The organism is Candidatus Woesearchaeota archaeon (genome assembly GCA_018675335.1).
In the GTDB taxonomy this organism is placed as follows: Archaea; Nanobdellota; Nanobdellia; order Woesearchaeales; family UBA11576; genus JABJCP01.
In genome coordinates this window covers 161477-173196 of the sequence record JABGYH010000003.1, presented here as the reverse complement: position 1 = coordinate 173196, position 11720 = coordinate 161477, and the positions used below count along the sequence as shown (strand labels likewise).

The window sequence follows — 11720 nt, the reverse complement described above, 5'->3', positions numbered from 1 at the left end:
AGGTTGGGTTTTGAATAATAATGGTGTTGCTATTCCTCTTGAGGGTAGAGATGGTATTACTAATTTGGTGCCTGGTAAGGGGTATTGGTTTAAAACTTCATATGCGAATAATTTTAATGTAACTATTACTAATTGAGGTGTTTTTGATGAAAATTGTAACTAAAATTAAATTTTGGATTTTATTGATTATTTTTTCAATAAGTTTTATTAGTGCAGTATCTGCAGAAGGACCTCCTTTAGTTCCGTTTGTTTTGTGGGGTGAATTAGTTTCAGATTCACAGGAAATTTCAGATTATTCTGTGGCTATTAAAACTAGTGACGGTGATTTTTTAGGTGAAGTAGATATAACTGAAACAAAAATGTATTCCCTTTCTGTTCCTTGGTGTTCTGAATTGATTTCATCTGGCTGCGTTTCAGATGGAACTAAATTAGATTTTTATGTGAATGGAGAAAAAAAAGTTAGCACTTATACTGTATCTGCTTCAGGTGCAGAAAAATTTGATATTATAGTTGGCGTGGATGAACAAATATTGATGGAATATGATGAAACTCCCTCTCCCCAAAGTTCATTAAGTGCTAATTCAAATATGGATTCAGAATTACAAACAAACTCGTTAGAATCTGCTGAAATTTCATCTATTAGTTCAGAAAAAACAATCAACTCTTCTCAAAAAAGTGAAAAAGAGTCAAAAGATAAATCTGAAGAAAGTTTTGTTAAACTTGTTTCAAACTCTGAGATGTCTAATTCAAATTTAGTTGTTGAAGAAACGAGCGAGCCAGATAAATTAGATAATCTTAATGGATTTGATAATGGCGACGACGAAAAATCTGAGAGCGGATTTAATTGGCTTGTTGTTTTAGTTATTGTTTTAGTTGTTGCAGTAATTGGCGTAGTTTTATATTTTGTGCTCAAAAAAACTAATCTTTTTAAGTAAAGTTTATAAACAAAATTGTTTTATTTATGATTTATGAGTACGTTGTCGGGTGAGAATTATATAATTTTTATTAGATAACTTAATTTATATTAATTAAATTTTTAATATTTTTAAAAATTAATTTAAAATTTATTGTCAAAGTTCAAAAAAAAGGGGTGTTTTAATGATTAAGAAGTTTTTGTTTGCAACAGTTTTGTTAATGCTATGTATTTTATTTTCTGGAATTGCAATGGCTGCACCAGAGTCGCCTCCTGGAGGTATTAATGGTGTTATTGGAATTGATGGGTTTGGAACTATTGAGGGTGCAGATGTTTCTATTTCAACTCCATTTGTTAATAAAAGCACCACTACAAATGGTGTGGGAGTATATGGTTTTGTTTTCGATGGTGCGGAATATGCTGAAAACACAACATATGCTATCTTAGCAAACTTTTCAAGTGCAAATGCATCTTATGAGGTTAACTCTTCGTTATTTCCTGATTTTACAGGAGATATTAATTTTAATTTAACTGATTCTACTGCACCAACCCCTGCAGTAATTTCATCCGTCGAGGAAATTCTAAATAGTTCTATGGCTACGAGTGAAGTTAATATTACTTTTACTGCTGCGGAAGATAATATTTGGGATAATTTATCTTATTTTGTAATGAGAGGTAATGACTCTGGTGTTGATTGTGATACTGGAGTTCTCGTAGATATATTTAATTCTACTGAATCAACAATTTCAATTATTGATGATAATACTTCTTTAGTTCCTAATGGTTCTACTTTTTATTATGTCGTTTGCGCAGATGATCCTTCTGGTAATGAAGGGGCTGAATCTAATGTGGAAAACATTACTCTTACTGACAGAGTTCCTGCGCAAGTAGAAAATTTAACTATTGATTTTTTAGAAAATGGTTTTAATGTTACGTGGAACACATTAACTAATAATAGTGATGGTTCTGCAATTCAAGATTTAGCTTGTTATATTTTGTACAACAAAATTGACTTAGGTAGTTGGACAGTTATGGATGATTGTTTGACTGAAACATACTATACACACATAGGTCTTAACAATAGTCAACAACTTTTTTATATTGTTGGCGCAAGTGATGATGATGATAATTACGGTGCAAATTCAACTGAAGTTAATGAAACTTTTACGACTGCACCGACGATCACTTTTGAAATATTAGGTACTAATTATAGTAATTATATTGTCAATGGAACTTTTATTAATGTTTCATTTGCATCTGTAGGCCCTAATATTGATACGATTTATTTTAATGTAACTAACTCTACAGGGGATAAAATTGCTAATGAAACTTTAGCTATTGATTCATCTGAAGGATTTTTATTAGTTAATACCTCTGACTGGGAAGACGATAAAAATTATACTATTACTGCATGGGTGAATGATAGTCTTAATAGAGAAAATGAGGAATCTACAAATTTTGAAATTGATATTACCGCCCCAGTAATAGAAATAGCATTAGTTTATGATGTTACTGATGGTGACATGTTTTATCAAACTGGTCAAGATGTAACTATTGAAGTAACATTTACTGATGATATTCCAGTTCATATCTCATCTAACTTTAGTGAGATCGATGCTGGCGCTAATTATACAAATTTAAGTGTGGCTAGTAGTCCATTTACAATTTCACACACTCTAGTTAATAGTTCCGAACTTTCAATTGGATCAATTATTGTTGGTGCTAGAGATAGTTTGAATAATTTCCATCAAGATAATTCTGTTGATGTTACTCAAATTGTTGTTTTTAATCTTGGAGTTCCTGCGGGTTTAATTGGAGATTCAACAAACTTCTCTGAAGTGTTTAACATGAGTGAAGTTGATGTTGTTTTTGAAACTGCTGATGGAATTATTAATTTTACTGAGAGTTTAGACATTTCAGATTATACTAACGGTTCAATGTTAATGGAACTTCCAGATCATCTTAATATTAATTTAACTTCAACTCCGCCAATTATCGAATTTGATTCTGCGTGGTTTATGAATTTGTCTAATGTGACGGAGTCTCCTATTACTTTGACTTGGAAAGGTCTTAATAGTTCATTTAGTTATAACCCAATTATTTTTAATGATGGTGTAGCTTGTGACGCTTGTAATAATTTTGATTTTTCAACTGGAGATTTTACTTTTACCGCAGTTGGTTTTTCTAATTATACTGCTGAAAGTGATGCTGTAGCACCGAGTTATACAATTAATTCATCTGGTGGAAGTACTGTAATGACTGAGAATCAGTGGTTTTATGCTAACTGGTCTGACTTAAGTATGACTTATGGTAATAATCTTGATGTTGTTCTTTACAAATGGAATAGTACTGACTGGGTTGAGTCAAGTGCAACTGTTGCAAATGAATCTCAAACTTATTCAAATATGACTTATACAATTCTTCAGAGCGAAGAAGGAGATAGTTTGAAGTTTAAAATGCAAGCATTTGATGGTGCGGGTAATAATGCATCCACTGCAAATTTTACTTTTACAGTTACTGATTCAATACCTCTTGTTACTTCATTGAGTCCTGCACATAGCAGTTTTACTAATAATAATGCTTCTTTAATTTCTTTTGAAGTTGCAGATATTGGTAAGGGAGTAAATAATTTAACAATTGAAGTTAATTTGTCTGGAACGATTTATAATGTTACAACGTCTCCTGCAGTTCTTTGTTCAGGAACAAGTGCATCATACGCTTGTAATTTAACACCTAATGAAGTTAGTGACGGATTGCAAACGATTTATGTTAATGTAGACGATCTTGCAGCAAATTCAGCAACAGAAAAGAATAATAATTTTACAGTTGATGCTACTGCTCCGGTATTAGCATTTATTGGTCCTGTTGATAGTTCAGAAGTTAATTCTAATACAATTACTCTTAACTTAACTGATAATGGAGAGGTTAATATTTCAACCGTTGTTGTTTTGTTAGATGGAACAGCGTCAACAATATTTAATACCAGTGAACATTGTGTGGGCAGTGCTAATTATACTTGTGAATATAATGAAACTGCGTTAGCTCAAGGATCAAATAACATTACGGTTTCTGGTAGTGATAGTGCAACAAATGTTGGAACTCCCGTTTCAACCATATTTACTTATGATAATGTTGCGCCAGTAATTGTTGTAAATGGTCCTCTTGCAGGTAATCACACGACTCCAGTTTTATTAAATTGGAATGTAACTGATGTAACTTTGGATGTTGATACTATAGGGTATTATATTGATGATGGATCTTTTGTTGCATTAACTGGTTTTGTTAACTTAACTAATGTTACAATGACTCCTGGAAATCATACATTAATTTTTAGTGCAAATGATACTTTGAATAATGTTATTAATGCGTCAGGAATTGAATTGTTTTTGTTAACTCCAATTAATATTTCAGATACTCTTGATAATATTCAAGGTAATGTTAGTTCAGTTATTTTGAATAATGTTACTTTATCTGATGATTCAGGAAACACAGATTATTCTAGTGAAGAAACATTTTATGTAAATCAAACATTAGAATTAGAAATGAATGTTAATGTTAGTAATATTGATTCAGTGGTAGAATTTGATTTCCATGGTGATGATGTTGATTGGAATAGTTCAAGTAATTTTTCAATTAATGTTAATGCAACTTCGGGAGAAGCAGATGCAATTGTGGTTAATGCGGGTGCATCAGTAGACTCGTTATTATTATTTATTAACATGAGTCATTTTATTGCAGATGATATGTATTCTAATGGGGTAACTATTTTCTTTGATGAAGCATTAAATAATCGTGATGTATTATATATTGAAGATGATGCAGGAACTAGTGTTTATGTATTAGATGAGTGTAGTGAAGGATCAGCGCCGAGTGTTATTAATTTAACTACTATGTGTTATCTTAATACATCTACAAACATTACTTTGTATGTTCCTCACTTATCTGGTGGTGCGCTAGCAAATGATACTTTTGCACCTAATGTGACTTTATCAAGTCCTGCAAATAATAGTGAGCAAGATAATAGTTTCTTTGACTTTAATTTTACAGTAATTGAAGCAAATCCTGCAGATGAGTTTTGTACTTATCAAGTATTTAATGGATCTGAAAATGTTACTGATGAAATAATTGAGTCTAGTGATTTAACTTGGGTTGGTACTGCAGGAACTTATGCAGGAACACTTTCAAATCTTGCTGACGACAATTATAATTTGACATTAACTTGTGTTGACTTAAACGACAACTCAACAACAATTGTGCATAATTTTAGTGTTGCTGATACTACAAAACCTACTGTTTCATTAGCTAGTGTTTCAAATTCTGGAACAACTACTGTAACTACAACTTTGGCAGTTACAACTGATGAAGCTGCAGTTTGTAAATTTGGTTCGACTGAAGATAATACAACTAATGTATCTACTGCATATGTTAATTTATCTGATTCAATGACTGGAGCTACTACTGCGCACACTGCAACTAAAACATACACTGTTGATACAACTGGTTTTTATTATATCAGATGTAATGATACTGCGGGAAATGTTATGACTTCGTCAACTAATGTTTCATTTGATGCGGATGTTACTGCGGCAAATTCTGGTGGATCTAGTGGTGGAAGTAGTTCATCATATACTCATATCAAAACTTTAGATAGTAATGGTTTAATTGTTACTATGAATAAAGCAGATATGGTTAAATTTGATGTTGGTACTGTAACTCACAAGTTTAAAATTATTAGTGTTGATACAACTGCAAGGACTGTGATGGTTCAAATTCAGTCAGACCCTATTGTTGCTGAATTAGTTGAAGGTGTACCTCAAGACTTTGATTTAGATTCTGATGGTGTTTTGGATGTAAGAGTACTCGTTTATGAGATTGTAAATTTCAACCGTGCTAAGGTGATTTTTTCAGAAGCACCACTGCCAGTTGTTAAACCAACAATTGAATTATTACCTCCAAAGAAAGCAGAGAATAAGAATGTTCAAACTCCTGTTGTTGAAGTACCTGAATCAGTTAGTTCTGATGAAGTCACAAAACCTTTAGCAGAAGTAGAACCAACAAAAAGCGATGAAGCAAGTTCGACCAACACTGAAGTGTCCGATGAACCTGCTCCTGCAGAAATTGAATATTCTAATGGGAGTTTTTTAAGTAAGTATGGTCTTTGGATTTTGATTATTGTTGTTTTAGCTTTAATTGTTGGAGCATTTTATGTGTCAAAGCCTAAAAAACTTGTATAAATTTTTTATTTTTTTTATCTTCTTTATTTTTTAATTTGGTATTATTTGTTTTCTCATAGTAACTTTTATAAAATCTAACTAGTTTTATTTATTTATGGCAACAGTTAAGTATGTGGGTTCAAATAGAAAGCGAGGTAGTAAAGCTTGGATTGCATTTGTATTTGGAGTAGTTTTATTTGCTATTGGTGCATTTTTAGTTCATGATTTAATTCTTAAATTTCTTAAATTTGCTGTTGGATTATTATTGATTTTTATTTCATTGCCTTTGTTATTCGGTTCAGTTGGGTTTATGAAATTTAAAAAACACTTTAGGTGATTGTATTGGATAAAAATATTATTAGAGATAAGATTACGCCTGAAATTTTAGATCATTATTTTGCTATAACTGGTGAAGCGTTAGCAATGGTTAAACAAAAAGGATTTGATTTGAATCGTGAGTCTGATGCTAAAGATTTTTTGGATATGGCGACTCGTTATGTTTCTGATGCTAATCATTTTCGAAAAAATGGTGATTTGATAAATGCATTTGGTGCAGTTTATTATGCTCATGCTTGGCTTGATGCTGGCGCTAGAATTGGTTTATTCAAGGTTAAAGATAGTCGTTTATTTACTGTGGATGATGAGTAAGTTTCAAATAAATAATTATTCTAATATTTTTTATTTCTGATTGGAATTTATTAAGATTTGGTCATCATTTTTTACCACAATGCTTTTAAATGAATATATCTTGGTTAATTCTATATTATTATGAATTATGATATGGGTGAAAATATATGTCAACAGCACTTCGATTAAAAAATAAAAAAAATATTGTTCTTGTTTTCGATTTTGATTATACTTTGAGTGAGGAAACTCAACAAACTCCTATTTTTCGTAAGTATTGGGATAACATTTGCGCTAAATATTCTCAACCTGATTTCGTAAAAATTGTTAAAGCTAAATTTCCTGATTTTAATTTTGATTTCCATAAAGAAAAATATTTCAGGTTTAAAGATTGCGAAACTTTTGGAGAAGGAGTTGGTTGGTTACAACGACTTATTTGGGATTGGAATGAGGGAGTTTTTGGAGATTTAACAATCGATAAGTTAAAAGAATCTGGTAAAGATATTAAACTTAGTCCTGGATTGCCTGATTTTTTCCCTAGATTTAAAGAAAACTGGGCTAAAAAAGGAGTTAATATTTCTTTTTATATTGTTAGTGTAGGGTTAAAAGAATTAGTGCAAGGTTCAAAGATTGGTAAGTATATGGATGGAATTTTTGCATCAAATATTGCAATTAACACTTTTCCTGGATCTGATAAAACTAAGTATGGTATTTCTTCTGTTATGACTCCGTATAGTAAAACTGAAGCTAGTTATATTATTAGAAAAGGTAGTCGTAAAAAACGTGATAAACCAATGATTCCAAAAGATTATTTCGTTTATAATTACAAACAAATTATTTGTGTTGGTGATGGTATGAGTGATATTCCGTTTTTTTCTCATTACAAAAAGCGTGGTGCAAAAGCAGTTGCAGTTTATGAAGCGGGCAGTAAAGATTCATTTCAAAATGCGGTAGATCGTGTTGGATTCATAACTAATTGTGTTGTTCCAAGAGATTTTTCTAAGGGTAAAACTACAGAAAAATTGTTCCATAAACTGGTTCAAGAGATTTTAGATAATGATTGTGTTTTGGATGCTTATGATCTTCACCAATATGCTCGTGGAGAAATTACTGATCAGAAAAAAATGGATTATGTTGCAGAGCATATTAAGAATTGTCCGATTTGTTCTGATAAAACAAAACTAATAACCTTCCCTCCAAAGTGATTGATTTATTAATTAAATATGCAGTTGGGTAGTTTGTGACTTGATGCTTCATCGAGGACCAGGAAAGTGTCGATAATTTCAACATCCGAATAAAAATCCGTTCTTAGTTTATTGATAAATTCTCGTAACTCTGATGAAGTTTTCACAATGACGCCTATATCAAAATCATATATTCCTGATTTGTTGTATTGGTAGAAAAAAATAATCTTTCTAGAATGCCTAAAATACTCTTTTAATTTTTTTTCAATATTTTTTTGATGATCTTTAATTTTTATTTGTATTCCTTGCCATTCATAACCTAATATTTTGTGATTAACAGAAATTGAATTATTAATTATTATTTGCTCATTTACTAATCGTTTATATCTTTGTTTAGCTCCGTTAGGGGTGAGAGTTGTTTTTTTGGCAAGTTCTACATAACTTATGCGAGGATTTTTATTTAATTCTTTAAGGATAATTTTATCTATTTTGTCAGTTTCATTTTTCTTTTTATCAAGTTCTGTTAAAAAAATATTTTTTTCATCTATTATTTTTTCAAAATAAAATTCTGAATCAATTTTTTCTAAAACTAAATATTCTCCAATAAGCTCTTTATGTCTAGAAAGAATATTTTTAATTGTTTGATTTAATTTTTCATTTGAATTATGATATACATCAAAAGTTAGACTCCATTTTCCAGTTAAAATTCCTATCCAACTAATGCAGTTTTGTTTTTTTAAAAATTGAATTAATTCTTTTTCAGTTTCTGTTGTGATTTTTTTGTATTGTACGAATACGACTGATTGAGTCCAACCTAACTTAGTATAATTTATTCCTGCAACAAATTCTTTAATTATTTGAGTTTCAGTTAGTTTTTTAATTCTGTAACTCACATTTTCGCGGGATAATCTTATTTTTTTGCCAAGTTTAGAATTACTTATTCTAGAATCATTTAACAAATTTTGCAGTATTTTGGTGTCAAATTTATCCATTTTATCCATTTATGAACTATTTTATTTAAATATTTCGTTTTCGTAAAAAAATTAACTCTAATATTTTTTATAATTGAACTGGGGTTTTAGCGTTATTAACTATTGGAGGTAGTTAAAATGCCACCTAGTGGATTTAATCAAAATGCAATTAATGGGTTATTAGAGTTTGTTAGGGCTAATTATGCTAGTCTTCAGTCAAAATACGAGTCTGATGATAGAGACATATCTGAAAAAGATTTTTTAGATGAGCAAGCGTCATTTTTAGAAAGCAGGGTTGCTGAGCAGGTAAGTTTGAAAAATGTCAATCTTGATACTCAGGGTGTGATGGGTATAGTTACATTTGTTGCAGAATGTTACAAAGATTTAGCGGGAGAAGTAACTGCAGGTGTTGACAAATATGGACGACCTGTTATTGATGGTGCTGCAATAAAAAAAGAACTTACACAAATTAGTAATTATCTGACACAGTTTAGAATTTAATTTTTTTTATTTTTTTTTTAACCTGATTTAGAATCTGAATGTAATTTAATTATTAAGTTCTTCTTTTTTTTCTTCACTTATTGTTTCAGTATTTTTTTGTATTGTAACTTTAATATGAATTGCTTTTTTAATTTTTATTTGGAGATTTCTTTTAGCTTCATCTAGTTCTAATTTTTCTAAGCTTTTATTAAATCGACTTATCTTGTCATTTAATAATTTTATTTGTTCGTCAGTATGGTCTATTTTATATTTTAAATCTGCAATTTCTTGTATTGCTCGATTACTTTTCATTTGTAAATCAATTCGTTTGATTGAAGTTCTCAAGTCTTTATATTTAAATCTGAAGTCGTCAAGGAAATCTGAATTTATTTTTTTGATTTTATCTATTGTTTTATTAGAATCTTTTATTTCTAAATTGCCTGTTTCTATTGCAGTTTGCATTTTTTCAAGAGCATCAACTATTTGGTTACTTTCATCATTAATTGCTGCTTCTGTGCAGTTTTCTAAATATTTTGTGATTAATTTATCATGAGTAATTGATATCCGACTATACTTTCTAAATATTTTTTCTAGTTGGAAGAATAAGTGAAATAATTCATTTTCAATTTGTTTTTTTTCTTTTTTGAATTTTTCTTTTTCACTTTCAAGAGTATTGTAAGTTCCGTAGTCTTCTCTTGTTTTTAGTTTTTCTATGTCTGTTTCTAGTTTTTGTTTCATGCCTAAGCTGGAATCAAGTTTTTTCTTAGTATAAGTTATTTCTTCATTTAATTCTTGTTCTCTTTTGAGTTTAATATTAAATTCTTCAATGTCTTTTTTTATTTCTTCAACAAATTCAACTCCTTTCTCTTCAGTTAGTAGTTTTTGCTTCATTTCATTAACTGAGTTATTTGCGCCTTTGATTGACTTATTTATTTCAGCTACTTGATTTGAGAAGAATTCGTTTAGAATTGCAGTACTTTTGCCTGTGCTTTTGATTAGTCTTTCAAGTAATAGTGAATATCTTTCGCAGAAGATTAGTGTTGATTTAAATGTTGGATTGTCTGGAATATTTATGTTTTCCATAAAAATGTTATGTTGGGATATGAATCCATCTCGATTTCCATCCATTATTTGTACTGCTCTTTCAGGAATGTTTGGATTTTGTAATTCTTTTTCTCGTAAGACATCTAAATTATCTTGTAACAATTCAATTTGATCTCCTATTTTTGAGAATCCGTCTGCGATTTCATTTTTTAAATGTTCAAATTTGCTGTCTATTTTATGTTCGAACCAGTTTTCTAAATCTGCAGGTGCTAGAAATTCTTCTTCTGCAAGTTCAGTTGGAAGGTTTTCAGTGGTTCCGCCTAATTTTGTTAATATTTTTTTTAGCCAGCTCATACTATATTTTGTGAATTGAGCTCATATAAAAGCTTTGTCCCTTTTAGTTTAAAAATGGTTTTAAATGTGGTTTAGCTCGGTTGTTGTTTTATTATATTTCTTATGAATTAGATTTATAATTAGTTTTAGCATTTTTATGCGTATGACTAGAAATACTGATTGAAATTGTGATAAAGACTTAGAAGAAACAATTTTTGAAATTAGTGGGTTTTGGCCTCGTATTAAAATAACTGTAAATGAACCTGATGTTAATTCATCAAACGTAACAGTTGAATCTTCTGATATTTCTTGTTGTTGTATGGTTGGTTGTTTTCCTTTAATTTTAGGTTATGTTTTTAGTCCTTTTGGGGTTTCGTCAAAAAAAATTAAGTCTGGAAGACACAATCAAAACTATGTTCAAAAAAAAGAAATTGTTGAGATTGATAAAACTCCCAAAGCCCAAATTAGTTTTGTTAGTTCGTTATTAATTGATAAAATTGAGAATTATCAGCGAGAAATTTCGCCAAGGTTACACGATCAGATGGGTTCTAATGACGTTTGCAGATTTGATTTTTCTTGTTCAGATTATGCAAAGCATGCGATTGCTTTTTACGGTCCTATTATTGGCGGGTTAAAAGCAGCATATAGATTAATAAAATGTAATCCTGTTAAAAAAAGGGAATTAGAATTTGTTAGTCCGATCTTAAATACTTAAATCTGGGAACCGTCTTTCCTTGATATTCTACCATTTGGAAAAAATTATTCTTGGGTCGCAACCATATGTGTTCAGGTCCAAATTCGGAGTCCTCATATCTTGCTTGATATACTACTAATTCTTCTAGTGTTTCTGAATGTGTTCCAATTCCTAAAACTCGATATTCTTTTACGTTTTTGAAATGTTGATAAATCCCAAGTTTTATTGTGGGTTGTGTTTGTTCACTCATCATTTTTCGTAGTT

At 30.2% G+C, this 11720-nt stretch carries 11 protein-coding genes; 8 read left to right on the top strand and 3 right to left on the bottom strand.

Annotated features, from left to right (window positions below):
- The 6 genes from HN587_02380 to HN587_02355 form a co-directional block, all read left to right on the top strand.
- Positions 1-136 (top strand): hypothetical protein (locus HN587_02380; GenBank protein ID MBT7902680.1); only part of this gene is annotated, 136 nt, incomplete at its 5' end.
- 10 nt (positions 137-146) lie between these two features.
- Positions 147-935, top strand: a complete 789-nt coding sequence (locus HN587_02375) for a hypothetical protein (GenBank protein MBT7902679.1) — start codon at positions 147-149, stop codon at positions 933-935.
- Positions 936-1098: 163 nt separating this feature from the next.
- The gene (locus HN587_02370; protein ID MBT7902678.1) at positions 1099-6147 is read left to right on the top strand and encodes a hypothetical protein; all 5049 of its coding nucleotides are present in this window, start codon (positions 1099-1101) and stop codon (positions 6145-6147) included.
- A gap of 94 nt (positions 6148-6241) precedes the next feature.
- On the top strand, positions 6242-6463 hold the full coding sequence (locus HN587_02365) for a hypothetical protein (protein MBT7902677.1): 222 nt from the start codon (positions 6242-6244) through the stop codon (positions 6461-6463).
- Positions 6464-6483: 20 nt separating this feature from the next.
- Positions 6484-6774, top strand: a complete 291-nt coding sequence (locus HN587_02360; GenBank protein MBT7902676.1) for a DUF357 domain-containing protein — start codon at positions 6484-6486, stop codon at positions 6772-6774.
- A 146-nt stretch (positions 6775-6920) separates the two neighbouring features.
- Positions 6921-7955 (top strand): hypothetical protein, encoded by a 1035-nt coding sequence (locus HN587_02355; GenBank protein MBT7902675.1) that lies wholly within the window; start codon positions 6921-6923, stop codon positions 7953-7955.
- A gap of 8 nt (positions 7956-7963) precedes the next feature.
- On the opposite strand, the gene HN587_02350 is transcribed toward HN587_02355, so the two are convergent.
- Entirely contained in the window at positions 7964-8926 is a 963-nt protein-coding gene (locus tag HN587_02350) for an Lrp/AsnC family transcriptional regulator (GenBank protein MBT7902674.1), read from the bottom strand.
- A 117-nt stretch (positions 8927-9043) separates the two neighbouring features.
- Here HN587_02350 and HN587_02345 point away from each other — a divergent pair, with 117 nt between their 5' ends.
- Complete coding sequence (locus HN587_02345; protein MBT7902673.1) at positions 9044-9406, top strand: hypothetical protein; 363 nt, start codon at positions 9044-9046, stop codon at positions 9404-9406.
- Between the two features lie 45 nt (positions 9407-9451).
- On the opposite strand, the gene HN587_02340 is transcribed toward HN587_02345, so the two are convergent.
- Positions 9452-10783, bottom strand: coding sequence for a hypothetical protein (locus HN587_02340; GenBank protein MBT7902672.1), 1332 nt, complete (start codon positions 10781-10783; stop codon positions 9452-9454).
- Between the two features lie 298 nt (positions 10784-11081).
- Here HN587_02340 and HN587_02335 point away from each other — a divergent pair, with 298 nt between their 5' ends.
- Entirely contained in the window at positions 11082-11477 is a 396-nt protein-coding gene (locus HN587_02335; GenBank protein ID MBT7902671.1) for a membrane protein insertion efficiency factor YidD, read from the top strand.
- Here HN587_02335 and HN587_02330 read toward each other — a convergent pair.
- Positions 11455-11706, bottom strand: coding sequence for a DUF1653 domain-containing protein (locus tag HN587_02330; GenBank protein ID MBT7902670.1), 252 nt, complete (start codon positions 11704-11706; stop codon positions 11455-11457). The two genes, HN587_02335 and HN587_02330, sit on opposite strands and share 23 nt — an antisense overlap.
- Positions 11707-11720 lie beyond the last annotated feature (14 nt).

Coding starts and splice junctions, on each gene's coding strand:
- HN587_02335 (MBT7902671.1), top strand. CDS start 11,082: ATGGTTGGTTGTTTTCCTTTAATTTTAGGTTATGTTTTTAGTCCTTTT.
- HN587_02340 (MBT7902672.1), bottom strand. CDS start 10,783: ATGAGCTGGCTAAAAAAAATATTAACAAAATTAGGCGGAACCACTGAA.
- HN587_02350 (MBT7902674.1), bottom strand. CDS start 8,926: ATGGATAAATTTGACACCAAAATACTGCAAAATTTGTTAAATGATTCT.
- HN587_02365 (MBT7902677.1), top strand. CDS start 6,242: ATGGCAACAGTTAAGTATGTGGGTTCAAATAGAAAGCGAGGTAGTAAA.
- HN587_02330 (MBT7902670.1), bottom strand. CDS start 11,706: ATGAGTGAACAAACACAACCCACAATAAAACTTGGGATTTATCAACAT.
- HN587_02370 (MBT7902678.1), top strand. CDS start 1,099: ATGATTAAGAAGTTTTTGTTTGCAACAGTTTTGTTAATGCTATGTATT.
- HN587_02345 (MBT7902673.1), top strand. CDS start 9,044: ATGCCACCTAGTGGATTTAATCAAAATGCAATTAATGGGTTATTAGAG.
- HN587_02375 (MBT7902679.1), top strand. CDS start 147: ATGAAAATTGTAACTAAAATTAAATTTTGGATTTTATTGATTATTTTT.
- HN587_02355 (MBT7902675.1), top strand. CDS start 6,921: ATGTCAACAGCACTTCGATTAAAAAATAAAAAAAATATTGTTCTTGTT.